Below are 24,600 nucleotides of genomic sequence, written 5' to 3'. Positions count from 1 at the left end.
AGCTCAGCCGTAAATGCCCTGATTATGGTTTTTAACATAATTAACCCAAGACTAATGGGCCAAAAACACCGATAATTCACCCTTAATGACTCATTACCAATGACGCGACTTGGTCGATGGGCTGCTACAGACTCGCATATTTAGTGGAAATCATATTCAATGGAAATCAAAGTTAATTTTCTCGACAATCTTAGACTTGAAGCCAAGTTTGATGATTTTACCGTGACCGCCGATCAGCCAATCCGCTACAAAGGTGATGGTTCTGCCCCTAGTCCGTTTGACTATTTCTTAGCGTCGTCAGCCCTGTGTGCGGCCTATTTCGTGAAGGTATATTGCAAAGCCCGTGATATTCCAACGGATAACATTAGACTGTCGCAGAATAATATTGTTGATCCAGAAGATCGCTACAATCAGATTTTCCAAATTCAAGTTGAGTTACCCGAAGATATTTCGGAGAAAGATCGCGAAGGTATTTTGCGCTCGATTGACCGTTGTACCGTTAAAAAAGTGGTGCAAACTGGCCCAGAATTTAAAATTGAAACCGTTGAGAACCTAGATTCAGACGCCAATGCCATGTTGATGGGCCAGCCTAGTGGGGCATCGAGCACCTTTATTTTGGGTAAAGATCTGCCGCTGGAGCAAACCATTGCCAATATGACGGGCATGCTCGCCGATCTTGGAATGAAGATAGAGATCTCATCATGGCGCAATATCGTGCCGAACGTGTGGTCACTGCACATTCGTGATGCGGCTTCGCCAATGTGTTTCACCAATGGTAAAGGCGCGACCAAAGAAAGCGCGCTGTGCTCGGCACTCGGCGAGTTTATTGAGCGTCTGAATAATAACTTTTTCTATAATGATCAATTCTTTGGGACTGAAATCGCCAATAGCGAATTTGTGCATTATCCCAATGAAAAGTGGTTTGCGTTAGAGGAAGACGATGCGCTGCCAGCGGGTATTCTCGATGACTATTGCTTAGAGATTTATAACCCAGACGACGAGTTGTGCGGTTCGCACTTGATTGATACTAATTCGGGCAATATTAAGCGCGGTATCTGTGCGATTCCTTATACTCGTAAATCTGACGGTGAAACGGTTTACTTCCCGTCGAACCTGATTGAAAACTTGTTCTTAAGCAATGGCATGAGTGCGGGTAATAACCTGCAAGAAGCCCATGTGCAGTGCTTGTCAGAGATTTTTGAGCGCGCTGTAAAACGCCAAATTATTGAGCAAGAAATTGTCCTGCCCGATGTGCCTATGTCTGTACTAGAAAAGTACCCAAGCATCCTCGCGGGCATTAACGGCTTAGAAGAGCAAGGTTTCCCGGTTGTGGTCAAAGATGCCTCACTCGGCGGCCAGTTCCCAGTGATGTGCGTCACCCTGATGAACCCGAAAACTGGCGGAGTATTCGCTTCCTTTGGCGCGCACCCAAGCTTTGAAGTGGCGTTAGAGCGCAGCCTAACTGAATTGCTGCAAGGCCGTAGTTTCGAAGGTTTAAACGATGTGCCAAAACCGACCTTTAACAGCATGGCGGTCAGCGAGCCTGAAAACTTTGTTGAGCACTTTATTGATTCAACAGGAGTGATTTCATGGCGCTTCTTTAGCAGTAAATTTGATTATGAATTCTGCGAATGGGATTTTTCTGGCACCAGCGAAGAAGAAGCCAGCGGCCTGTTTGGGATCTTAGAAGCGTTAGGTAAAGAGGTGTATATCGCCGAGTTTACCGATTTAGGCGCATCGGCGTGCCGTATTTTAGTTCCTGATTATTCGGAGATTTATCCAGTTGATGACTTGATTTGGGATAACACCAACAAGGCACTGGCGTACCGTGAAGATATCTTAAATCTGCATTCGTTAAGCACTAAGCAATTGGCTAATTTGGTCAACCGTTTAGAAGAAAGCCAACTCGATAACTACACGGATATTCGCACCTTAATCGGCATTGTATTCGATGAAAATACTGTGTGGGGAAAACTGACGATTATTGAGCTTAAGATCCTGATTTATTTGGCACTCGGTGCACACGAAGACGCGATTGAGCTGGTCGGTGAGTTCCTACAGTTTAACGACAATACCGTTAAACGTGGCCTGTTCTACCAAGCCATGAATGCTGTGCTGGAAGTGACCTTAGATGAAGAGTTAGAACTTGATGATTTTATCCATAACTTCAACCGTATGTTCGGTAAAGAAGTGATGGACAACGTCGTTGGCTCAGTCACAGGAAAAGTGCGTTTTTATGGCTTAACTAAGACCAGCATGCAGCTCGAAGGCATTGAGCCGCATTTAAGATTGATTGAAAGCTATAAGAAGTTGCATCAAGCCCGTAAAGCTGCGAAAGACCTGAATTAATTCTGTTATTTGGCATTAGCTTAATGTGTTTAAAAGCGAACCTTTTGGTTCGCTTTTTTGTTTGTTGCTCTTTTGATTCGCGCTTCTTATGAGCACTTGTGGCTATCACTTATTAAGGACGCTTGTTATTGCTATGTGTGGTTTGAAATGTTCAGTCCACTCAGGCTGTATTTGATATAACTCGATTTTTGCCGTTACGTTTAGCTTGATACAAGGCGGCATCGGCCCGCTTAAGCGTTTCTTCATAGGACTTATCCAATGGTTCGATAGAGGCGACTCCAATGCTTACGGTGGCAAACAAGCCATTGACCGCATATTTTTGCAGTTCAGTGTAAAAGCAATCGCAGAGGTATTCTGCAAATTCAACCGCTTGCGAATGCTCTACCCCAGGTAGGGCAATCACAAATTCATCGCCACCAAAACGATACGCGCTATCGGTTTTTCTAAATTGAGTTCGGCAGGTTTCGGCAACTGCGATGATGATTTGATCGCCTGCATAGTGACCCAACTGATCATTGATGGACTTTAAGTGGTCTAAATCGAGGATCAAGATTGAGGTGGGAATACGGTGGCGCTGAAATATATCGAATTGGAAGGTTAAATCACGTTCTAAGCGGCGACGGTTATACAGCCCTGTCAGCTGATCGGTATCGCTGAGCTGACGTAGTTGCAGTTCAAGCTCATGCCGCTTGGAAATATTACTGGCGACCCAAAGCACCACTGGCTCATCATCAACCAGAAAGTCTAGTGCTTGAATGCGTCCCTCAAACCAAATGGGTTGTTCAGGGCCTATATCGGGTAAGCCTTTGACATCTTTATTGCTCAATTCATATTCTTCGATCAGTAATTTTCGGCTGGTTAATGCACTTTCGATAACCTGTAAAAAGTAATTGAGTTTGTCAGCCTTTAACACATCGCTAAGATACAAGCCGATTAGGCCACTACCATCGTGGTAATAACGGTCATCTTTACCACCGAAGACGGCAATGTATTTACCACTTTTTGACAGAACAAAAGTAGGATCAGGAAGTGCATCAAGGACTAAAGCCATTTCTTCTATTTTGATCATCGATTAAAATCCCTGTGGAAAATCACCCAACCTTAAGTCCGCGTGTCCAAGTTATCATAGATAAACTACTCTTTGGCGCTTTAGCCGCGAATGCATCCTGCGAACTCATTACAATTTAGCCGCTTTTGTGGGTAACAACAAACCATAACAATATGCCGTACAATTTATTTGTCGTCGCGATTTTACCAAGGCATCAGAGCGTTCGATGGCGCAGAGTTGTATCCCTGTTGAGGCTTAAAACCTAAGCCTTGCGATCGTATCGAGTCAGTCGTGATGTCTTGAACTTTAGCGTTTGTGCTTATATTCAAAAAGCTTCATTGCAGTGCTTAGTGGACAGATGATTTTCGAGTAGAATCTAGGGCCTTAATTGTGGTTTTAATTTTACACAGGGATTTATAATGCATACTGCAGATGATTTTATTGAACATTTAGCGCTAGAGCAGCATGTTGAAGGCGGTTATTACCGCTCATCCTATCGTTCAGAAACGGCATTTGATCAGACTCGGGCATTATGGAGCAGTATCTATTTTTTGCTGCGTACGGGAGAGGTTTCCCATTTCCATCGTCTGACAGCTGATGAAATGTGGTATTTCCATGCGGGGCAATCGCTGACGATTTACATGATTGATCCTGATGGGGGGCTAACGACGGCGCAATTAGGGCTTAATATAGCTGCGGGCGAGCGGCCACAGTTTTTAGTCCCTAAGGGCTGTATCTTTGGTTCAGCCATGAATCAAGATGGTTTTTCATTAGTGGGTTGCATGGTATCGCCCGGTTTTACCTTTGATGATTTTGAGTTGTTTAGCCAACAAACTTTGTTAGCCCAATATCCACAGCATAGTGAAATCATCCAACGTCTGAGCCGTTAGGGGGGGCTAAAGTCAGTTAAATTTAGCCAGTTGATTCGTTAAATGGTAACTTGGCTGACATTGCCTCATTCGGTTAAACCAAGGTCGCTCTGAGTCATTAAATTTGACTCAATAGTAAGATATCCCCACGACAAGGCTTGTCTATTGGCGTTTAACCACGTAAAACATGCTTTTTGGCGTACCTCTATGTACCAAGTGTTATGGAGTAATTGAATTTGGAACACTTAGTGTGGGAGCTCGATCCTGTATTAATCTCGTTTATGGGACTAAAAATACATTGGTATGGAGTCCTGTTTGCTCTTGCTATTACTGCTGGTTTTCAGGTGATGAAGCGGATTTATATCAAGGAAAATCTCGATCTTGAGTCCCTTGATAATTTACTGATTTATTGTGTGGTTGGCATTATTGTGGGCGCGCGTTTGGCCCATTGTATGTTCTACGATCCGACTTATTACTTTGCTCATCCGCTTAAGATCTTGGCGATTTGGGAAGGCGGACTTGCCAGCCACGGTGGTGGTTTAGGCGCGATTCTGGCCTTGTATTATTACCAACGTAAAGTGAAGCTACCCTTCCTGTTTTTGTTGGACAGACTTGCTATCGCCACCGCCATTTTTGGCTTTTTTGTGCGTATGGCAAACTTCGCCAACTCAGAAATTTTAGGCGATCCTACGACTCAACCTTGGGGCATTATATTTGCCCGTGTCGACATGTTGCCAAGACATCCAGCACAGCTCTATGAGGCTTTCGCTTATTTAGCTATCTTTATTGGTCTGTATGCTTTGTATCAATACACGCAGATTAAACAAAGACATGGGGCTATTTTCGGTCTGTTTCTGGTGTCGGTGTTTAGTGCGCGAATTGCGATTGAGTCGATTAAAGTTAGCCAAGCGGCTTACTCTGAAACTTTCTTAAGTGCGGGACAACTTCTGAGCTTACCGTTTTTAGCCGTAGGTATAGTTTTGTTGTTCTTGGCGTATCGAAAGAAAACCGTTTAAATCTGAATATCAAACGATTAAAAAAGGCTTTCTATCTAGATAGAAAGCCTTTTTTATGAATGAATTAATCATCAAGTATGACGTTAGGCTGTCTTCACTATATTGGTCACCTGCACCATGGCATCCCGAGCGGAACGGCTCACGCCCGAGAGTTGGAAGAAACCATGGATGACGCCAAGATAACGACGGCAGTGGGCATTTACGCCAGCCTCTAATAGATTCCTAAATAGCTGTTCACCTTCATCGACGAGTGGATCGAATTCGGCGGTGATGATATGGGTTTCGGGTAAGCCTGCTAAGTCATCACGGCGTAGTGGACTGGCTTCGGCATCGGTTCTGGGGTGCCAATCTAAATACAGATCGAAACCTGTTAGCAAGGTGTCGCGGGTGATGATGTATTTCTCGCCATTGTCGCTATAGCTTTGGCTCTTCGCGGTGGCATCGAGCATAGGATAGATAAGCACTTGTTTCTGTGGCAACCATTGCCCTTTGGCTTTTAAACGCAGGCAAGTGACTAGGGCTAAATGGCCGCCGGCGCTGTCGCCCATTAGGGTGATCTTAGTGTTATCACCGCCCCATTGGTGACAATGTTGATAGATGACTTCTGCGGCATGGCAGGCATCGTCGTGGGCTGCGGGATAAACATGTTCTGGGGCGAGGCGATAGCGAACGGCGATCACCAGTGCGCCAGAATCATTGGCGAGTTTTCGCAGTTGTTGATTGTGTGTTTCAACGCCGCCACTGACAAAACAGCCACCATGGTAGTAAATGACGATAGGTAAATTGTCTGCCGCCGAAGGCTTGAATAGGGTGATCTCTGCCCCCTCGATGGAAATAGATCTAACCTCGAACACCTCTTCAGGCTCACCTGCGAGTACAGTGCTGGCAATATAACCTTGTCTACGTTGCTCAATGCTTTGCTCTCGCACCGATGGGCAACCCGCCGCGATAAACTCGCTAACCAATTGTTTAATTCCCTCTTCTAAATAGAGTTGGCTCATTTAATACTCCCTCAATTTTTAGTGCGCTCGGCTGTTCTGCAATGGGCTGAGTTTATCGGCAGCTTAATTGAATTGGTAGCCTAGATTCACACTCAGCCATGAGCTCTATCATGATTGCGGAAATTAACTTTGGTCTTAACTTAGTAATGAATACGGTTGCAGTCGGCATCTTTTTCACTATTACAGATTGAGTTGTAGGGTATCTTGTAAGAAAATTACCAACTTAATTGACTGTCAGGCTTAATGCGCTTAAATGTCCGCCTGATTGTGTGTTCGATAGCACTTTGATGTCTATTTGTGAAAGTGGGTTTCAGTCTCTTGGCTAAAATATAGGTTGCCAAGATGCCGTTTGAGCGACACATTGAGCCAGCGATCACTCTCGTTATTCGTTCTCTATTTGCAGGAATCTTTCGTGGCAAAAGCACCCAAAACATTGCAACAGCGCATGGGCATAGTTGCCCTGACGTGGCCGATTTTTATCGAGACCTTGTTGCAATCTCTGCTTGGGATCAGCGATATCTTTATGCTGAGCCATTATTCCGATAATGCGGTTGCCGCGGTGGGACTCACGACTCAGCTGATGTTCTTCATGATGGTCATGTCCATGATGGTGAGTACGGGCGCGAGTATTTTGATTAGTCAAAGCAATGGGGCAGGCAAACCACAGCAGGCTGTTGATATCGGGGTGGCGAGTGTCGTATTGAGTTTGGTATTAGCCTTGGTCATGGGCGCATCTATGTTCTTTGGTGCTAAGGGCATTATCGGCTTATTTGCGCTTGAGCACGATGTGGCTGGTTTTGGATATGACTATTTAGTGATTTGCGGCAGCGTGAGCATAGGGCTAGTGATGAACATTGCCTTCGCCGCTATTTTGCGTAGTTACGGTTTTACCCGCTCGGCCATGTTAGTCACCTCGAGCACGGGCTTAATGAACGTGATCGGTAATTATATTGCCCTGTATTCACCCTTTGGTTTACCTGTTTATGGGGTAACAGGGGTGGCGATATCGACAGTGACCAGCCAGATCATTGGCGCTGTGATCATGTTGATGGTGATCCGGCATAAGCAAATTCCGCTGCCACTGCAAAGACTTAAGCTTTTACCGCGCAGCACTTATTGGAGTGTGATGCGTATTGGCCTGCTCAATGCTGGCGAGATGCTGTCTTACAATGTGGCTCAGATGACCATCATCTACTTTATCAGCCAGATGGGCACTTTATCGCTCACGGCCTACACCTATGGCTTGAATATTAGCCGTTTTATCTATTGTTTTGCAGTCGCACTCGGGCAAGCGACGCAAATTCAGACCGGATACTATGTAGGTAAACAATGGTTCGATGAAATCACCACTCGGGTGCAGCGTTACTGTTTGGTGGGCTTTGTCGCTTCACTGACCATAGTATTAGTCTTCTACTGGCAGCGATTCGTTATTGTCGGCTGGTTGAGTGAAAACGAAGAAGTTATCCAACTGACGGCGTTATTACTGGCAGGTTCAATCGCGCTCGAAACGGGGCGGGTGTTTAATCTGGTGATTATTTCGGCCTTAAAAGGCGCGGGTGATGTGGCGTTCCCTGTGCGTATAGGTCTTTTTAGCATGTGGGGTATTGGGGTATTTTTTGCTTGGTTCTTTGGCTTGCATTTAGGTTATGGCGTGCTTGCTGCTTGGCTTGCCGTTGCGGCAGATGAGTGGGTACGTGGATTGATTATGGTGCACCGTTGGCGCTCGGGTCGCTGGCAGCGTTTTACGCGTATTCCGCCAGTAACCCCAGCTTAAACTGTTCTGATATCAAAAGGTCAACGCTTATTGGTTGCCCCATTTGCCCGATTTCAGTAGTTCATTTTTAAATTGTAGATACCTTGGGTGCCCTTCATCGGTTTCGATTTCCATGGTGCTGTAGGGGGCAAAAATAGCCCCTGGAATTTGGCATCCTCTAGTAAGAACGTCTTCTAATGAGGGCATAAAACATTCTTTAATCGGGTCAAAATGGATTTTATAACTGGCATAGCCGCGCGTAACAAATCTATCGGTTATGGTTTTGAATAGCTGTCCAAAAGGTGTGTCGAGCGTCTCCGGCGTGGAGTAATAAAAGCCTTGTCCGTACCAGTAAAGTAATAAGGCGGTACCCGCGTCACACAGTGGATGTTCGATAATCGCCCTGACCATGTTTGGGTCATGATCGTCCCAATTCAAGTTCCCCGCGACAAAATGCAATTCCTCCATACTTTGTAAGTCACTGATACAGGTGATTTGCGCCGCCGCTTTGCCAAAGTAGGCGCTGTATTCATGTAAAGCGTCATAATCGGGATCGGCGAGTAATTTGGCGAGTAGTTGTTGATTGGCAATACAGCCTAATTCTGCGCATTCATAGGCGCGAATAAATTGTTCCTGGGAGAGTAATTTAGCCAAGGGAATCCTTTCTTTTTATAGAAAACACAGTTTATAAAAAATACAGCGTCAGCCTTTGTGTAGCAAAAGGCTGACATGGCAGAAAGGGAGCGTAAAACGTTACGCTTGCTGTTGCAGTAGGGTACGGCACAACTTAATAAAGTCCGATGAAGTGACGATACCGAGTACCTTTTTATCGACATCGACGACGGGCAGGCAACCAAGTTTGTTCTCGATAAAATATTCCACCACCACAGTTAAAGGCTCGTCGGCGGTGAGATGCTGATAGTCTTTATCCATCACAGTTGTGATCGGCGTGTATCGTTCCTTGCGCTCGAGCGCGCCTTGGCCGTACTTGTTCAACATAGTCATCACGCTGGCGATCATCTTTTTATGGGTGAGTACGCCAACGAGGGTGCCATCAATTTCAGAAATCACAGGTAAGTGGCGTACGCCACGGGTTTGCATCAGATGGTGGGCATCTTTCAAACTGGCGCCATCGCTGATGCAGATGACTTGATCACTCATAATATCGCTGACTTTCATTATATAAATTCCTTTTCTTGCCATTCTCTGGCGTGCATTTCACACGCTGCGTTAGCCTGCACCGATGTTAGCAGCTTCTCTGTAAGCTACGCCAGTCCTGCACAAATAAAGTACGCTATCCAGTATAAGTGTTTGAATTGATAGATATCATAAAAGGCTGACAAAGATGTCACAAATATGTAACAGTGATATCTCACAATCGTGGTCTTATTAGACCTCATACCAGTGAAGCCTTTTCTAACAAGGAATAATAATAATGAATCGTACCGTAACTCGTCGTGATTTTTTGGCTATGTCGGCCAAAGGTGTTGGTGTTGCTGTGATCTCTTACGGCTTGATGGGCTGTAGTGATAGTAATGATGATAATTCTGTACCCGCGCAATTTTTACATGGAATTGCCAGTGGCGATCCGGCAGTCGATGCCGTGATCCTCTGGACCCGTGTCACGCCTGAGTCTGAGGGCGATGTAAAAGTGAGTTGGCAAGTGGCAAGCGATGCGGCCTTTAGTCAATTAGTGACCACAGGTGAGACTGTCACTAATGCGAGCCGTGACTACACGGTTAAGATTGATGCCCGTGGTTTACGTGCCGGGCAAACCTACTTTTATCGCTTTATGACGGGTGATAAAACCTCAGTTGTGGGTAAAACCCGCACTCTGCCTGAGGGTGACGTTAGCTCAGTCAAATTAGCCGTGATGTCCTGTGCTAACTTTCCTGCCGGTTATTTTAACGTCTATGAGTTAGCGGCGGCGCAGGATGATTTAGATGCTGTGGTGCATTTAGGCGATTACATCTATGAATATGCCCGCGGTGGTTATGCCAGTGAGCATGCTGCCGAATTGGGGCGTGAAGTGTTACCCGCCAATGAGTTGCTGACGTTGAGTGATTACCGCACTCGCCATGGTCAGTACCATACCGATGCGAGTCTGCAAAAGTTACACGCGAAAGTGCCTTTTATTACAGTGTGGGATGATCATGAAGTGGCCAATGATACTTGGCGTGATAGTGCCGAGAATCACAACGAAGGCGAAGGGGATTTTGCCGTTCGTAAAGAAGCGGCACTACAAGCTTATTTCGAGTGGTTGCCGATTCGCCCATGGCGTGAAGGGAACCATGAAGAGATTTACCGCAGCTTCAGTTACGGCAATCTCGTCGATCTGCATATGCTGGATACTCGCGTATTAGCCCGTGATAAACAGCTCGATTATGCCGATTATATGGATCCTACCACGGGCTCGTTTGCTGGAGAGCGTTTCCTTGCCGATGTCACTTCGACCACTCGCACTATGCTGGGGCTGACGCAATTATTATGGCTACAGGGCACATTGCTACAGTCGACAGGCAAGTGGCAGGTACTGGGACAGCAGGTATTAATGGGTAAGATGTCATTGCCGGCGGCGATTGCCACTCAGCAGATGAGCATTCCCCAATTTGCCATGTTAGGGGCTTTAGCTAAGTTAGCGGCCCGTGCGGCGGCAAATGATCCCACGCTGACTGCCCAAGAGCTGCAATATCTTCAAGCCAATCAAGCTTTACTCACGCCAGAAGTTATCGCACTGCTGCAATTACCTGCAATCCCGTACAACTTAGATGCTTGGGATGGTTATGCCTATGAGCGTGAAGTGATTTTAGGTACGGCTAAATCGAAAAATCTCAATCTAGTTGTGATCGCGGGTGACACCCATAATGCATGGGCAAACGAGCTTAAAGACGTGAATGGCGATACCGTTGGGGTGGAGTTTGCGACCAGCTCAGTATCATCGCCAGGCCTTGAATATTATTTGAATCTCCCTGCGGAACAGATCCCCGCGACCGAGGCGGCAATCGTCGAGTTAGTGCCAGATCTTAAGTACGCTAACTTAAAAGACCGAGGCTTTATGACGCTCACCTTTACCGCTGATGAGGTGCGCAGCGACTGGCATTATGTGGATACCATTTTGTCGAAGGATTTCCAAGTTGCAACGGCCCGTGGTTATAGTGCTAAGACAAAAGTAGGCGAGCATGTGATTACGCCTATCGTTTAATGCGGTATTGTTCGCTTGTTTATCGGCCACCTTAGGGTGGCCTTTTTGTTGCTTTTGGCTTTAAAAGGCAAAATAAATGTCTGTTGTCACGCAAGTTCTTACTATTACTGCAGCACATCGCATTTTTTTGGTATAAAATTCGCTCCCAAAATTCGGCGGCTGCCTACACTTGCTAAGGCAAAGCTGTTCTAGTGTTTTGGGAACCTTTACCCGCCGAACAGACCTTACAGGGGTCATAAGCTTTTGCTTTAACGACCTAAGAATAAAATCAATGTGATGGGGACTGTGTCATGTCAGAAAAGTATTTTGTTACCGCGCAGCAATTGCTGGAAGATTCATTTTTATTAGCTTCGCAAGTGTATGAGAGTGGCTTTCGTCCGCAATTTATCGTGGGTATTTGGCGTGGCGGTGCTCCAATCGGGATCGCGGTACAGGAGTTTTTCGATTTTAAACAAGTTGAAACCGATCACATTGCCGTGCGTACCTCTTCTTATTATGGGATTGGCACCGACAAACAAAGCAAAGAAATCAAAGTGCATGGTCTGCATTACATCGTTGAAAATGCGAACGCGAGTGACGGTTTGTTGATTGTGGATGACGTGTTTGACTCTGGCCGTAGTATTCATGCATTAAAAGAAAAACTCAGCCAACTGATGCGCCTAAATATGCCAACCGATATCCGTATCGCTTGCCCTTATTACAAGCCAAAAAATACCGCAGTGCCTTTAAAACCCGACTATTACATTCATGCCTCTGAAGACTGGTTAGTTTTCCCGCACGAAGTCACAGGGTTAACGCCTGAAGAAATTGCCGAAGGTAAGGGCGATTTAAAGAATATCCAGCACCTGTTTAAATAGCTTGCTTGCGGCGAGATAAAGACTATTTTCACAATAAAAAAAACGCGTTAACGATGAATCGTTAACGCGTTTTTTCTATTTTAAAACTTATAAATCCATACAGTTAGCATAGTAAGTCACTGTGGCGGGCCAGTCGGAGAACACTCCAATCACGCCAACATCTTTCGCCAGTACATCAAGTAATTCAAAGGTATCGCCTTCGTTATCTATCGCTTCGGTAATGCTTTGATAGTAAAAGCCGCCGCCATTTTTTAATAAACCAGATCGCTCCAGCGACCAAGTGATGATCTTAAGCCCTGCGCCTTTGGCGGCCTTAGCGTATTCCGAAGGAATGATCTTTTTGTCCGCATCTAAGGCGACTAATACCCAGAGTGGCGGCGCAATAATTTCGACGCCTTGGGTCTTTAAATCCGCCATTGATGGCGACCAAGTGGCAGAGTTCTGCGGATCAAAGGCGCTGTTATAATCGTATCTGTCATCGAGAAACACGGCTTGCTTCGCAAATTCAGGTGCGTTGGCGACCCAATATTTGATGTCATCCAAAATAAATGACTGGGGGAATACTTGCGAAACATCGACGCCCGCCGCCGTGTATTCATCTAACATTTTTTGCGCGTAATCCTGCTGAGTAAAACCATCGAAGGGCATAGATACGCTCGCCGCTTTTAGCTCAGGCGTCATCTTCACACCGGCTTTTTTAAACATTTCAATACTTTCAGCGTGGGTCATCAAGGTGCCATTGCCAGCATAAAGATCGGTGCGCCAGCTTGGGGTACCATTGATGAATTCGGCCGCAGTGGTCGCTTTCGGATTGCTGCCTTCCATCTTACCCTTGAGAGTTTTAAATTCGGCAAGGGTGATATCGCTAGTGCAACAGGTTGCCGATGCGCTGACGCCATTGGCGGGATCGGCAGGAATGAACGGGCTCGAACATTTATTGGCAAGTTCGGGTATGGCTAAAATGTTGGTCGTGCTGGCAAGATCGCACTGTGAGTGGCGGCAAACTAAAGCTTTATCGGCGGTGAAGGTGACATCACACTCGACTATGCCTGCGCCCGAATCGATAGCCGCTTGGTAGGATTCCTTTGTATGCTCAGGGAATTTCATTGGCGCGCCACGGTGACCTATGGAAAATTCGCTGCGATAAAAACTGTCAGTGGTGCATTGTTCTAAGCGGGTTTTAAGTGTGCTGTCTTGCATTTGACGAACGAGGAATAAGGGTCTTTCTCCCACTTGAGCAGGAACGGGTTTGCTGGTGGGTGGCGTGACTGCGGCGTTATCATCGTCATTATTGCAACCAGCTAATAAAGCGCTCGTGGCAATTAACAGGACAAGTGAGAGCGACGAAATAGGGCGTAGTTTCATCAGATTTACCTATGAGTAATGATGTAAATTATTAATATTAATCAGAAACTCTAAAGTGTTAATGTGACTGAAAAAGCCTACTTTTATGACATAAACAAGAATATATACCGTTTGCACGACGATTATCTAAGGCGTGTGTGTTTGCGCTAGCTCGCGATAAACATCCATAGATAGAGGATGAGCGGGATATATGCGCAGTGTTGTTTTAGACTTGAGAATTGACTCCACTGGGCGAGTCGATGAAACTGGCATGAATATTTTCATCTGGGCGATCTTTCTGGGCCGAAATCAAGTACACTGCGCTCCTTTTGTTTTATGATGAGCGTTTGGTTCGCTTGATAAGACAAACGTGACAAGCATCATTTAGGAAATAGAGCAGAATGAGCAAGGGCAAAAAATACGATTTTCGCGTGACACAGGGCGACAACGGTTGGAAAACTGAAGTCACTCGTCGCATGACATCAACTAAAACAGTTGTGTCTAAGAGCCATGATGGCTTTGCGACTGAAGCCGAAGCGCAAGCTTGGGGCTTAACTGAATTACAAGTGTTTTTAGGCACGTTAACTGAGCGCAATAAACGTCGCTCAGAGAAACAAGCTAAAGCAAAATTAGCCGCAGCATTAGCGGCTGAAGCGGCTACTGATGCCGAAGATCTTGATGAAGATGATTTCGACGAAGAGTAACACTCATTCGTTTAACCTTGTCTTATCAAGCCAGTGTGATCGTAAGGGAGCGCATAACGGGTTCTGAAACGTTACTCTGGCGATGAACAGCAAAAGGCAGATCTTAAGATCTGCCTTTTGTGTTTTTGTCGCTCGCGAAACTGTGCATATCAATTCATTTCATTCTATTTCCTCGTTTATCTTCATACACTCTGTTCGGCTGGACTGATCTACTAATGCTGTCATTAGCTTGTTTTTATCGCATTTAGCCGGGATTACGTACCCTATACCATTAATAATTAACGATAACTATTATCATTTGATTTACTTAGATGCTGCTCTGTGCTCATATGTAAGGAATTCGAACGCACGTTTAACTTTATCAAGGTAAGGGAACTCCTATGAAACTACTTCAATCCAGTTTATTGCTGTGTTTGTCAGCTTCGGCAACCCTGAGTTATGGCCAAGCCTTAGATGGAGATGCGTTACGCTTACTACAAGCGTCGCTAAAGGATTCGACTTTGGATGCACAAGCGCAGTTAACCAATACTAAACGGGCATTGGCGTTAGATTTAAGCCATCAATATGCGCAGCTCGCGCCTATCTTACAGACTGAAATAAACCAGTATCAGTTAGCAGTGAATGCCGATGACATTCTGTCTCAGCGTAGGCTCAATGATCATGTGATCATCAAAGCCGATGCATCAATTCGCCGAGTGAAGGGCTTAAGTGCCCAAGCGGATTCTCTGGTGCAAGTGCGTCTGGCGGATGAAGCCATGTTGACCCCATGGCAGCAAGGTGAGTCTCCTTTATTTGCCTATGAGCCCAATGGTGACGAGCGTCAGTGGGATTATATTGAAGCCTTTGATATTCATGGGCAAGTGCATCAATTAGACGTGTATAACCTGCCGCAGCAGCCAGTGTTTGTAGTCGGTATCGATAGCAAAAAAGCCTTTGTGGCTGGCTTAGAGGTGATGCGGGCGACATTTGCCGAGGCGCAGTCAGCGAAAAAAGAGGGCGCGCTACTGAGCCGTGCGCAAACACAGGCGGTGGCAGATAAGCCGATTTCAACCACAGTGATCAAACAAATATCCTTGAAGGATGATCATGAGCCGTGGATTTCTGGTCGTGCCGAAATTTACGGCATAGTGACTGGGGTTGATCCAAGCCGTGAAGAGCCTGTGCTCGATATCGTCGAAATGCCCTATTTAGATTATGCGGATACGACCTATTATCCGAATCAAATCATCATACATTGGGAGCGTTATCGTTGGGCGGCTGCGGACATGATCTTAATGGAGCATGACGATGGTACTAACTATAAAGTGTTGGCCACTAAGCTGTTAGAAGCGGCGGAGCAGATCTTAAAGTCGATCCCCGATCCTGAAGCTCAGGGTTATGCGCTGATCCCGCAAATCACCAATGGTATTTTAAGTGTGATGCCGGATGCTTGGTTCACCAATGACGATGACTTTGTCGACGTGTATTACACTTTACAGGAAGGGGTTGAATATCCTAACTTGAACGGCGCTAACGGTAATGCGATGACGAGCTTTGCGCCATTAGTCATCCAACCAAGACCATGATGGATTAGTGCGGCTAAATGCAATGGCTGAAATGTAAAAGCGGATCCTAAGATCCGCTTTTTTATTGACTAACTTAAGGTGAGGCTAGGCCATTCCTTTAAGCTTTTAACTTGAAACTGCCTTGCATAATCGCCCAGTGACCTGGGAAACTGCAGAAGAATTGGTAGGCTTCGGTAGCGCTCATACCAGCAGTGCTAAAGGTGATAGACGTTGATTCGCCACCGCCCACTAAATCTGTGTGTGCGATAACGCGCGTATCACCGGCTTTGACATAGGCTGCATCAGGACCGGCACTCATACCTTCGGTCGCTACGGCTGACATATCGGCTGCCTTAGTTAATACCCAGTTATGGCCCATCGCTGCTTTTGGTAAGGTGCCTGAGTGGGTTAAGGTTAAGGTCACTTCTTTACAGCTTGCAGGTACAGACAGCTCTTTAGTGTCAAATTGCATTGCATCAGTGGCGGCAATTTTCAGTTCACATTCGTTGGCACTCGCTTGGCTAGCGAATAATAATCCTAGGCCGATTAGGCTAGTGCTGGTCACGTTACGTAAAGCTGTGCTTTTTGCTTTCATCTGGTACTTCCTTATTTGAACAAGGGTAGCCGAGCCGTTTTGACTCGGACATGCACCTGCTAGCATAAGCAATCTTCATTAAATGGGAATGAAATCAGCGTGTAAATTATGTATATGCAACTTTAGGTTGAAAGCTTGCATCGTTATTGGCGGCAAATTGTTAGCGGTAAACATAGGTGAGTACTTAGTTGGAGTGAACTAAGTACTCAGGAACTATTATTTATGTGTTTGATTTATAAATGATAATTTATTGATTCTAACGCAGGGCGTCTAATTCAGAACGTCTTACGTTTTAGTACGAAAGCTCCTGTCGATAGGGAATCGCACGTTGCGCACCAGGGCGAGTGACAGTAATGGCACTGGCTGCATTGGCAAATCCCACGGCTGCAGCAATTGACATGCCCTCGCTTAAGCCCACAACTAAGGCGCCATTGAAGGTATCTCCTGCGGCGACTGTGTCTATGGCCTGCACTTCAAATGCAGGTATTAGCCCATTAAAACCTGGGCTGCTGATAAATGCGCCACGGCTACCTAAGGTAATGACCACAATCTTTACTCCCTGCTGGTGGAGAAGTTGCGCTGCCATGTGTGCATCATCAATATGGTTGATCTCAACTCCCGTTAAGGCTTCTGCTTCGGTTTCATTGGGGGTAATAATATCTACCCACTTGAGTACATCTTGGCCAAGTGCCGTCGCTGGAGCAGGATTTAGTACAGTCGTCACGCCAAGATTCTTGGCTATTTGCAGCGCCTTTGCCACTGTGGCAGCGGGCGTTTCCAATTGTGTTAACAAGTACTCCGCATTAGCAAACAGAGCGTAATGAGCTTCTAAGTCATCGGGTGAAAGGCTGGCGTTGGCACCTGCGGCAACGCCAATCGTATTCTCACCGTTATCACCGATAAAAATCATGGCAGTGCCTGTGCTCAGTCCGGCTATTTGGCGGATCCCTTCTGCACTGATGCCATCTTTCATCCAGCTTTGACGCATATCATCGCCGATACTGTCTTGGCCGAGATGGCAGATAAAATCAGTGCGTGAACCTGATTTGGCTAAGCGCGCGCAGGCGACGGCTTGATTGGCCCCTTTGCCGCCCTGTTCGAGGCGGTAATCTCGGCTCATTAAGGTTTGCCCAGCAGCGGGCAGGTACTCAAATTTCATCACATGGTCGGCATTTGCACTGCCGATAACGAGTATCTGGCTCATAGAAGACTCACTGTTATTTTTATCTGCGATTGAGATAAGTTGCATCATAGATACGTAAACTGTCTACCAGTAAATCGACAAAGCCTTGCCTATCGAGCCCAAACAGCACAGTCGCATTGGCGGCTTTACCTGTTAGCTGATAGCGATCGACCACTGTCATGCCTAAGGTCAACTCACTTTGGGTTTCAATGCTTACCCAGCAATCTTGCGCCTCAAATAGTTCAGGTTTAAGCAACCAAGCGATAGTGCAGGGGTCGTGCAATGGCGCACCAATAAAGCCCCATTTAGGATCTCTGTGGTAAATCATAAAGAAATCCAATAATTCGGCGACGCACTGAGCAATTGGATTTTGAATCGCGCGAATGCGTTCTATGTCTTCATCCATGATTTGCGCCTGATGAGTCACATCGAGCCCACACATAGTGATGGGAATACCGGATTTAAAGACAATATCGGCCGCTTCTGGGTCGACAAAAATATTAAACTCGGCGGCTGGTGTCCAATTGCCGACACCGGCTGCACCGCCCATTAGCACTATGCGTTCGATCTTGGCGTGTAATTCGTGGTGGCTGGCGAGCAAAAGCGCGATATTGGTGAGTGGTCCTGTGGGAATTAAGGTTACTGGCTGATGACTTTGGCGAATTTGCTGCGCCATTAATTCAACTGCGGTAATGGCTTGAGGACTAAAACTTGGATTAGGCAATGCAGGGCCGTCGAGTCCGGTTTCACCATGGACATTGTCGGCAATGATTAATTCGCGAGCTAATGGCTTGACGGCGCCGCCAGCGACAGGAATATCACTGCGATTTAATAAGGTTAAGATCCGCAGGGTATTATTGAGCGTTTTATCCGGCGTTTGGTTACCGGCGCTGGTGGTGACGGCCAGTGGAACCAGCTCTGGATGGGCGAGAGCTAAAATGAGCGCAATAGCGTCGTCATGGCCGGGATCGCAATCCAGAATAATAGGGCGAGTCATACTGTTACTCCTTTAAACAGCGGTGATGGGGGCTTAGAATAGCATGCCATCAGTTAGGCGCTAGCCTGTGTAGGGGACTTGCAGAGTAAACTGTGAGCATTTTCGTCTTTTTATCAACAAGCTGCTAGAATTCTGCCCATTTTTGACATTAGGCGATGTTAGGTAAATCCATTCTCGCTCTGTCCGCTGCACAACATTGAATGACATCTCCAAGCAAATATAAGGAAATAAGTAATGCTCACTCATCGAATCACTTGGCCTAAGGTTTTACTCGTGGGCATGGTTGCCATGCAGATCTCTGGCTGTAGCGATCCTCAACCTATGGCCGTTGTGGAAAGTAATAACGAGTCATTGCTACAGTTTGATAACGGTAAACTCATCCAATTTAAGGAAAATCCGAGTCCACAGTATCGCCATATTCCCTGTGATTTACCCGCAGTCGAGACTGTGGTCACCAACAGTTCGGCCTTTGCGGCGTTAACACAATCTGGTGAGGTGATCACTTGGGGTGGCAGTTATGCTGGCGGTGATAGCAGGGAGGTGACGGAGCAGCTTAAGCAAGTTAAGCAAATCGTCCCAGTTAAGGACGGGTTTGCCGCGCTACGTCAAGATGGCACTGTGGTTTACTGGGGTAATGTAGGGAAATTGAGCCTCGACAAAGCCCTGCAAAACCGCATGACCAATATTACCAAGTTGTTCGCTAATCAAGAGGCCATTGCGGCCCTTGATGCTAATGGCAAGGTACACACTTGGGGTTATGGCCCCTACGGCGGCAATAGCTTACATGTGCAGGATCAATTAGTTGATGTTGTCGATATCTTTGCCAGAGGACGCAGTTTTGTCGCCCTCAAAAAAGAAGGTAGCGCGGTGATTTGGGGGCAGGTTGAAGAGTCGACCAATATGAAAAAGTTACTCCCGCAGCTTACGGATGTGGCGAAGATCGAATATTTTCAACACACCTATGCCGCCTTGAAAAAGGACGGCACTGTGGTGAGTTGGGGTTGGCGCAGTGATGCTTACTCGATCCGCAGCGCCTTAAAGGATGTGGCGAGTATGACGGCAAACAATTGTGCCTTTGCGATTTTAAGTCCTACGGGGGATGCGCATTTTTGGGGCGATGGGATTAACTGTGGTGTCGATTGGATTAAAAAAACCAATATCACAGGGGTAAAAGAGATTATCAGCATTGGCTCAGGCTTTTTATTACTGCGGGATAAGGCCGTGCCGCAAATAGTGGCCGACGATACTGATTACGCTCATATGTTTGGGTTTCACTATGCCCAAGAGATTCTTGATAAATATTGGCAGGAAGGCAGCATCATTACCCAAGGGCCTGCCTCCTTTGTGTTTACGCGTCCCGATGGCAAAGTGGTGCCTGTTGGTTATCGCGCCAACCGTGAAAATGTGGAGAAGTTGATTGCACGTATTCCGCGCCTTACTTGGTTAGATGGCGCAAATGACGGTTATGTTGGCATCAGCGAAAAGGGGGAGCTGGTCTCTTGGTCGATGAATTTGCCAATGTTCGACAAGTCGCCAGTGCAACCTGCTGACTCGTTAGTGATTAAACCGCTGGATTTTACTCCCGTTGCCCAATGCGAAACCCCTGAGCAGCGTCAGGCGATTTTGAGCAAAGACAGACCAAAACCTGCGGCAAAAAACTGGGATGGTGTTTTCTAGCTCATGTGAGTTTTCTCGCTAACTTGAGATTAATGGACTTTCATCCGTATAGACGTCTATAATGCGCGCGCTCAGGTCTGATATGCTCTGAGCCTTGTTGGGCGTTAACAGATTGTACGCCCTTTGAACCTAATTTTGAGTCAACCTTCTGTGGTGCTTACGATGATAGTGTCGTGAGATAATCGGGAAGCCAGTGAAATTCTGGCACTGCCCCCGCAACGGTAAAAGGTGAGAGAAGACCGCGTTTGATTGGTGTGTTCAAGAGTGAACCCGAAAGTCAGAATGTGAAAGGTCAGTCTCGCGTTAATCTAACTTTAATGGATTAACATAGCCTAAGTCCGGAGACCGGCCCTAAAGGTGTTTTTGAGATTTCGGTGGGCAGATCTCAAAATGCGATAATCACCGTCAGTATTTACGACTGAATTAACGGTATCGTGGCGTCAATGCCCCGTTTTCCTTGCAGGAGTTAAAGGTAAAATGGGAACAAATCCAACAAAAATCGCGCTGCTGATTGGCAGCCTTTGCAGTTTTTCAATTATCGCGCCCGTTATGGCGGCTGACGATACCAGCACAGCTAAAGTTGACGAGCATCTTGTCGTGATCGGCCGCTCTGATAAGACCCCCTTAAATATTGCCGCCAATGTGAATGTGATTGATGCAGCCGCGATTGAAATGAGTGGCGCGACTAATTTGACCGACGTCTTACGCGGTCAAAGCGGTATTCAAATTTCGGATAACAATATTGGAACTAGCTTTGCGATGCGTGGTTTTAGCGCCAGCACTGCCGTTAATAACACGCTGATTTTACTTGATGGTCGTCGTCTCAATAATATCGATATCGCCGCACCTAGCCTTAATGCCATTCCGCTTAATCAAGTGGATCGTATTGAAATTTTATCGGGTAGTGCAGGTGTACTTTATGGCGATCAAGCCGTGGGCGGGGTGATTAATATTGTCACTAAGTCCCCTGAAAATACTGGCGGCAGCGTGCAGTTATCCGGCGGCAGTTTTGATACCTATGAAGGTCGTGGTGATGTGTCTGGCGCGATCAACAAAGATTGGCGTTACTTTTTCACCGGTAGTTACAACCAAGGTGACAACTATCGCCAGCATAATGCCAACGAAACCGGCTCTATTCTTGGCCGCATTCAATATAAAACAGCCACAGACTCGTTCTTTGTTGAAACCAGCTACTACGATAACGATCGTGAAAATCCGGGCTCGCTTACTGAAAAGCAATTTAAAGACGATCCCCGTGCTTCATCAAATAAGGTAGAGTATGCCCACGAGATGACCACTGCGGCGCGAACGGGTTACCAGCATCAGCTTAATCAAAACTGGGCGCTGGCGGCGGATTTAGATTACAGCGATACCTTAGTGTCTTCTCTTAATTGGGGGGCGAACAGCCATAACACACGCTCACTGTTAATGTTTAGCCCTAAAGCGTTAGCGAATTACAGTACGCGTCAAGGCGAGCTAAACCTAGTCACAGGTTTAGACATCAGCCGTGGCAAGGCTGATTTTGACACTATGGCGCGCAGTAATGTGCAGCAAATGCAAAGCGCCTATCTACAAGCTACAGTGCCTTTAAGCCATACTTTAAGTTACGTTGTGGGTGGTCGTTATTCGCGTGTGACCGACGAGTTAGTCGATGGCAATGTCTATCCTAATGGCATGGATTTAGATGAAAATGCCCATGCATTCGAACTGGGTTTAAATTACCGACCAACTGCGGAGCACAGACTCTATGTGCGCGCTGATGATAACTTCCGTTTTGCTAAAGTGGATGAGCAAGCTTATACATCGCCGGGCGTATTTGGCTTAAAGCCGCAAACAGGCCGTTCCTATGAGGCGGGTTGGGATTGGGCTGTCGCTAGTCAAACCCTACGAGTCAGCCTATATCGTCTCGATTTAGAGGATGAAATTGTTTATGACTCGAGTGCAGTTAAACCCATAGGTGGAAATTTCAACGGTGCAAACGTCAATGCCGACGCTTCTCGTCGTTATGGCGCGGGTGCCGATTGGGATTGGCAGATCACTAAAGCGCTGCAGTTAGGGCTGGAATATAACTATACCGACGCCGAATTTACCGATGGTGCTAACGATGGCAAAGAGCTGTCTTGGGTGGCAAAACACACGGGACGCGGTTATGTCAGCATGGATTTTGCTGAGCATTTCCAAGTATTTGCCGAAGCTATCTACACGGGTGATCGTTTTATCGAAGGCGATAACGCTAATCAAGGTGATAAGCTAGCAAGTTACGTGCTTGGTAATTTAGCCTTGAATTATAATCGTGATGCTTGGCTTGCCAGTCTGCGTATCGATAATGTATTCGATAAAGATTATGTTAGCGCAGGCTATTATGGTGGTGGAACATATAATGGTTATTACTCAGGTCGAGGCCGTGATATTCGTTTCACTGTGGGCTACCGCTTCTAAATATTAATGAGCTATCTAATAACAAAGCCAGACTCAGTCTGGCTTTTTAGTTTTTACGCTGAGTTCAAAGAATAAATCTTAAAATAGGTATAGTCTTGAATATCGTTTTAGTAGAGTGGTTTAATTGTCGTTATCTATAGTGTTAGCGGGCAGTCATCACTAAATAGGAGTAATTTATATTTTACTCTGCTGTTTATGGCTGAAATTCTTAGTATTTTAGGTATGATGTGGGCTGTAACCGAATCATCTTATTGTTAATAAACAGGTGTAAAGTGTCTTATGACTGATCTTGAGCAACAGGTTTTTACTCAAGTTAGAGCTATCATAGCGAACGAAGAGCAAGTGATTGGCCGCCGAGGGATTCTAATTCCACTCAAAAAAGCGATCCTTGCTGAAGGCGACATTCGTAATGTGATTGACATTATCTCGAGCGATCCCGCATTGGCAGCGCACATGCTTATGCGCAGTAATTCCGCACAGGCTGCTGTAGTGGAAAATCACAAAACTCGTTCGTTGAAAGAAGCTTTGATCCGCTTAGGTCAAGTTAATATCTATCGCTACGCCTTTACGTTCTATTTAAAAGAACGCCTCGATGAACTGCCACAGCCCTATAAAAAGTTGGTCCAAGGTTATTGGAAGTTGACTGAAGATATTGCAACGGATGCGGTAGATAGCTTAGCGGATATGGAAGGTGTGGAGGTTGATGCTGACGAAGTACAAACCTTAGCTCTGTTCAGTGTGTTCGGCCAAATTATCGCACTGACCGCATTTGCCTATTTAAATGCTAATGCCGAACAGTCATTTCCTTTAAGTGTGATTAAGTCATTGATTGATAATCAACAACAGACCTTAACCATCGAAGCGTTCGAGGCGTTAGATCTCGATCAGGATCTGCGTCAAGAATTTATGATCGCCCATAATTTGCGTCAGACCCGTAATCCTAATTCATCAGGGTTGATACTGCGCCGTGTCTTGTCTATGCGTGGATTGTTGATGAATCCGCTGTAATTTGTCGATGCTATGAAATAGTCATTTGACTCAATAAACAAGCCTGCATTCGCAGGCTTTTTACTCTATGTCACCCGCATTAATTCGTCTTCTGCTGGCGGGATAAACCTTCCCTCGCCACCAGTTGTAACCAATTTTGGATCAATGCAGAGTTAGCACTGTGGCGGCGATAGGCACCAAATAGCGGTCGTTTCAGACCTTCTTGGCCGAGTTTTACCGTAGCGAGACTCAGTCCATGTCCTTCATTAATCGACCAGCTTGGCAGTGCGGCTATGCCGTCTTTACAGGCGATGCGTTGCAATAACATCATGGTTAAATCACAGGTTTTTTGCTCGCCTGCCTCTATGCCCGCAGGCTCTAAAAAGTGGCGATAAATATCTAAACGTGTCAACGGCACTGGATAACTGATAATAGGCAAGTGTGCTAATTGCTTAGGGGTGACATAGGCTTCTTTCGCTAAAGGATGATCCTTAGCAACTACTAACTTCACTTCAAAATCAAACAAATGCTGGTAGGCGAGTGAATGCCCAGGCACAGGATCTGAGGTTAATACAATATCCAGTTCACCCATTTCTAAGGCATTGAGCGAGTCGAATAGGTGACGGCTCGACAAGTCTAATTCGGCTGTCGGATGATCTTGTCTAAATTGCTCCATCACAGGCATTAACCAGCGAAAACAGCTATGGCACTCAATGCCGACTCGCAACTGATTGGTTTCGGTTTCCAGCCCATTCTTCAAATCTGTCTCGGTTTCTAACACCTTAGGCAAAATCTCTTCGGCCAGATGCAACAGGCGTGCACCTTCTTGGGTGAATGACAGTGGCTTACTCTTACGCACAAAAATGGGCGAGTTAATCCTTTGCTCCAACTCCTTAATCTGGTGGGAGAGGGCGGATTGAGTGACAAAACGTTTTTTGGCTGCGCCCGCCAAACTGCCGCTTTCTTTCAGGGCCATTAAGGTTCGCAGGTGTCTTAGTTCGATCATGTTCACTCCAAGTGAATTTCGCTCATGTT

Annotated in this window: 20 protein-coding genes and 1 riboswitch; of the genes, 11 read left to right on the top strand and 9 right to left on the bottom strand. The window is 46.2% G+C overall.

Annotation, left to right across the window (positions count from 1 at the left end):
• Positions 1-159 precede the first annotated feature (159 nt).
• Positions 160-2,349 (top strand): OsmC domain/YcaO domain-containing protein, encoded by a 2,190-nt coding sequence (locus L5L98_RS07210; RefSeq protein ID WP_263139633.1) that lies wholly within the window; start codon positions 160-162, stop codon positions 2,347-2,349.
• A 160-nt stretch (positions 2,350-2,509) separates the two neighbouring features.
• On the opposite strand, the gene L5L98_RS07205 is transcribed toward L5L98_RS07210, so the two are convergent.
• Positions 2,510-3,418, bottom strand: a complete 909-nt coding sequence (locus L5L98_RS07205; RefSeq protein ID WP_131523762.1) for a GGDEF domain-containing protein — start codon at positions 3,416-3,418, stop codon at positions 2,510-2,512.
• A 398-nt stretch (positions 3,419-3,816) separates the two neighbouring features.
• Here L5L98_RS07205 and L5L98_RS07200 point away from each other — a divergent pair, with 398 nt between their 5' ends.
• A complete protein-coding gene (locus tag L5L98_RS07200) occupies positions 3,817-4,287 on the top strand; it encodes a cupin domain-containing protein (RefSeq protein WP_263139631.1) in 471 nt (156 codons plus the stop codon).
• A 215-nt stretch (positions 4,288-4,502) separates the two neighbouring features.
• Entirely contained in the window at positions 4,503-5,282 is a 780-nt protein-coding gene (gene lgt / locus L5L98_RS07195; protein WP_105250184.1) for a prolipoprotein diacylglyceryl transferase, read from the top strand.
• A gap of 83 nt (positions 5,283-5,365) precedes the next feature.
• On the opposite strand, the gene L5L98_RS07190 is transcribed toward lgt, so the two are convergent.
• The gene (locus L5L98_RS07190; protein ID WP_263139629.1) at positions 5,366-6,283 is read right to left on the bottom strand and encodes an alpha/beta hydrolase; all 918 of its coding nucleotides are present in this window, start codon (positions 6,281-6,283) and stop codon (positions 5,366-5,368) included.
• A 412-nt stretch (positions 6,284-6,695) separates the two neighbouring features.
• Here L5L98_RS07190 and L5L98_RS07185 point away from each other — a divergent pair, with 412 nt between their 5' ends.
• On the top strand, positions 6,696-8,057 hold the full coding sequence (locus L5L98_RS07185; protein WP_263139627.1) for an MATE family efflux transporter: 1,362 nt from the start codon (positions 6,696-6,698) through the stop codon (positions 8,055-8,057).
• A gap of 27 nt (positions 8,058-8,084) precedes the next feature.
• Here L5L98_RS07185 and L5L98_RS07180 read toward each other — a convergent pair whose 3' ends face one another.
• Together L5L98_RS07180 and L5L98_RS07175 are read right to left on the bottom strand one after the other, a co-directional pair.
• On the bottom strand, positions 8,085-8,690 hold the full coding sequence (locus L5L98_RS07180) for a DUF4274 domain-containing protein (protein ID WP_263139626.1): 606 nt from the start codon (positions 8,688-8,690) through the stop codon (positions 8,085-8,087).
• A 99-nt stretch (positions 8,691-8,789) separates the two neighbouring features.
• Entirely contained in the window at positions 8,790-9,215 is a 426-nt protein-coding gene (locus L5L98_RS07175; RefSeq protein WP_219253916.1) for an HPP family protein, read from the bottom strand.
• A gap of 256 nt (positions 9,216-9,471) precedes the next feature.
• Here L5L98_RS07175 and L5L98_RS07170 point away from each other — a divergent pair, with 256 nt between their 5' ends.
• Both L5L98_RS07170 and L5L98_RS07165 read left to right on the top strand, forming a co-directional pair.
• Positions 9,472-11,238: an alkaline phosphatase D family protein gene (locus L5L98_RS07170; RefSeq protein ID WP_263139624.1), complete on the top strand. Its 1,767-nt coding sequence runs from the start codon at positions 9,472-9,474 to the stop codon at positions 11,236-11,238.
• A 290-nt stretch (positions 11,239-11,528) separates the two neighbouring features.
• Complete coding sequence (locus tag L5L98_RS07165) at positions 11,529-12,095, top strand: phosphoribosyltransferase (RefSeq protein ID WP_028759331.1); 567 nt, start codon at positions 11,529-11,531, stop codon at positions 12,093-12,095.
• Between the two features lie 87 nt (positions 12,096-12,182).
• Here L5L98_RS07165 and L5L98_RS07160 read toward each other — a convergent pair whose 3' ends face one another.
• Positions 12,183-13,460, bottom strand: a complete 1,278-nt coding sequence (locus tag L5L98_RS07160) for a glycerophosphodiester phosphodiesterase family protein (protein WP_263139622.1) — start codon at positions 13,458-13,460, stop codon at positions 12,183-12,185.
• A gap of 380 nt (positions 13,461-13,840) precedes the next feature.
• Here L5L98_RS07160 and L5L98_RS07155 point away from each other — a divergent pair, with 380 nt between their 5' ends.
• Positions 13,841-14,143, top strand: a complete 303-nt coding sequence (locus L5L98_RS07155; RefSeq protein ID WP_263139621.1) for a DUF3622 domain-containing protein — start codon at positions 13,841-13,843, stop codon at positions 14,141-14,143.
• 380 nt (positions 14,144-14,523) lie between these two features.
• The gene (locus tag L5L98_RS07150) at positions 14,524-15,708 is read left to right on the top strand and encodes a DUF3103 domain-containing protein (RefSeq protein WP_263139620.1); all 1,185 of its coding nucleotides are present in this window, start codon (positions 14,524-14,526) and stop codon (positions 15,706-15,708) included.
• A 97-nt stretch (positions 15,709-15,805) separates the two neighbouring features.
• On the opposite strand, the gene azu is transcribed toward L5L98_RS07150, so the two are convergent.
• The 3 genes from azu to rihA form a co-directional block, all read right to left on the bottom strand.
• Positions 15,806-16,282, bottom strand: a complete 477-nt coding sequence (gene azu, locus L5L98_RS07145; RefSeq protein WP_028759449.1) for an azurin — start codon at positions 16,280-16,282, stop codon at positions 15,806-15,808.
• A 292-nt stretch (positions 16,283-16,574) separates the two neighbouring features.
• Positions 16,575-17,486, bottom strand: coding sequence for a ribokinase (gene rbsK, locus L5L98_RS07140; RefSeq protein ID WP_071940046.1), 912 nt, complete (start codon positions 17,484-17,486; stop codon positions 16,575-16,577).
• A gap of 19 nt (positions 17,487-17,505) precedes the next feature.
• Positions 17,506-18,462, bottom strand: a complete 957-nt coding sequence (gene rihA / locus L5L98_RS07135; protein ID WP_263139616.1) for a pyrimidine-specific ribonucleoside hydrolase RihA — start codon at positions 18,460-18,462, stop codon at positions 17,506-17,508.
• Between the two features lie 234 nt (positions 18,463-18,696).
• On the opposite strand from rihA, the gene L5L98_RS07130 reads away from it, so the two are divergent.
• The 3 genes from L5L98_RS07130 to L5L98_RS07120 all read left to right on the top strand — a co-directional run bounded on the left by L5L98_RS07130 (position 18,697) and on the right by L5L98_RS07120 (position 23,586).
• A complete protein-coding gene (locus tag L5L98_RS07130; RefSeq protein ID WP_263139614.1) occupies positions 18,697-20,139 on the top strand; it encodes a hypothetical protein in 1,443 nt (480 codons plus the stop codon).
• Positions 20,140-20,273: 134 nt separating this feature from the next.
• Positions 20,274-20,508, top strand: a riboswitch (cobalamin riboswitch).
• A gap of 108 nt (positions 20,509-20,616) precedes the next feature.
• Positions 20,617-22,578, top strand: a complete 1,962-nt coding sequence (locus tag L5L98_RS07125; protein ID WP_263139612.1) for a TonB-dependent receptor — start codon at positions 20,617-20,619, stop codon at positions 22,576-22,578.
• Between the two features lie 279 nt (positions 22,579-22,857).
• Positions 22,858-23,586: an HDOD domain-containing protein gene (locus L5L98_RS07120; protein ID WP_105250172.1), complete on the top strand. Its 729-nt coding sequence runs from the start codon at positions 22,858-22,860 to the stop codon at positions 23,584-23,586.
• Positions 23,587-23,665: 79 nt separating this feature from the next.
• Here L5L98_RS07120 and L5L98_RS07115 read toward each other — a convergent pair whose 3' ends face one another.
• Positions 23,666-24,571: a LysR family transcriptional regulator gene (locus L5L98_RS07115; RefSeq protein WP_028761667.1), complete on the bottom strand. Its 906-nt coding sequence runs from the start codon at positions 24,569-24,571 to the stop codon at positions 23,666-23,668.
• Positions 24,572-24,600: the final 29 nt, after the last annotated feature.

This window comes from Shewanella sp. SM23, assembly GCF_025654295.1.
GTDB classification, from domain to species: domain Bacteria; phylum Pseudomonadota; class Gammaproteobacteria; order Enterobacterales; family Shewanellaceae; genus Shewanella; species Shewanella oncorhynchi.
The sequence above is the reverse complement of the archived record's forward strand: the minus strand, read 5'-3'. Positions and strand labels throughout refer to the sequence as shown.

Excerpts from the sequence above, each read along its gene's own strand:
- L5L98_RS07210 (WP_263139633.1), top strand. The coding sequence starts at position 160 with ATGGAAATCAAAGTTAATTTTCTCGACAATCTTAGACTTGAAGCCAAG.
- L5L98_RS07205 (WP_131523762.1), bottom strand. The coding sequence starts at position 3,418 with ATGATCAAAATAGAAGAAATGGCTTTAGTCCTTGATGCACTTCCTGAT.
- L5L98_RS07200 (WP_263139631.1), top strand. The coding sequence starts at position 3,817 with ATGCATACTGCAGATGATTTTATTGAACATTTAGCGCTAGAGCAGCAT.
- L5L98_RS07190 (WP_263139629.1), bottom strand. The coding sequence starts at position 6,283 with ATGAGCCAACTCTATTTAGAAGAGGGAATTAAACAATTGGTTAGCGAG.
- L5L98_RS07175 (WP_219253916.1), bottom strand. The coding sequence starts at position 9,215 with ATGAAAGTCAGCGATATTATGAGTGATCAAGTCATCTGCATCAGCGAT.
- L5L98_RS07170 (WP_263139624.1), top strand. The coding sequence starts at position 9,472 with ATGAATCGTACCGTAACTCGTCGTGATTTTTTGGCTATGTCGGCCAAA.
- L5L98_RS07165 (WP_028759331.1), top strand. The coding sequence starts at position 11,529 with ATGTCAGAAAAGTATTTTGTTACCGCGCAGCAATTGCTGGAAGATTCA.
- L5L98_RS07160 (WP_263139622.1), bottom strand. The coding sequence starts at position 13,460 with ATGAAACTACGCCCTATTTCGTCGCTCTCACTTGTCCTGTTAATTGCC.
- L5L98_RS07155 (WP_263139621.1), top strand. The coding sequence starts at position 13,841 with ATGAGCAAGGGCAAAAAATACGATTTTCGCGTGACACAGGGCGACAAC.
- L5L98_RS07150 (WP_263139620.1), top strand. The coding sequence starts at position 14,524 with ATGAAACTACTTCAATCCAGTTTATTGCTGTGTTTGTCAGCTTCGGCA.
- azu (WP_028759449.1), bottom strand. The coding sequence starts at position 16,282 with ATGAAAGCAAAAAGCACAGCTTTACGTAACGTGACCAGCACTAGCCTA.
- rbsK (WP_071940046.1), bottom strand. The coding sequence starts at position 17,486 with ATGAGCCAGATACTCGTTATCGGCAGTGCAAATGCCGACCATGTGATG.
- rihA (WP_263139616.1), bottom strand. The coding sequence starts at position 18,462 with ATGACTCGCCCTATTATTCTGGATTGCGATCCCGGCCATGACGACGCT.
- L5L98_RS07130 (WP_263139614.1), top strand. The coding sequence starts at position 18,697 with ATGCTCACTCATCGAATCACTTGGCCTAAGGTTTTACTCGTGGGCATG.
- L5L98_RS07125 (WP_263139612.1), top strand. The coding sequence starts at position 20,617 with ATGGGAACAAATCCAACAAAAATCGCGCTGCTGATTGGCAGCCTTTGC.
- L5L98_RS07120 (WP_105250172.1), top strand. The coding sequence starts at position 22,858 with ATGACTGATCTTGAGCAACAGGTTTTTACTCAAGTTAGAGCTATCATA.
- L5L98_RS07115 (WP_028761667.1), bottom strand. The coding sequence starts at position 24,571 with ATGATCGAACTAAGACACCTGCGAACCTTAATGGCCCTGAAAGAAAGC.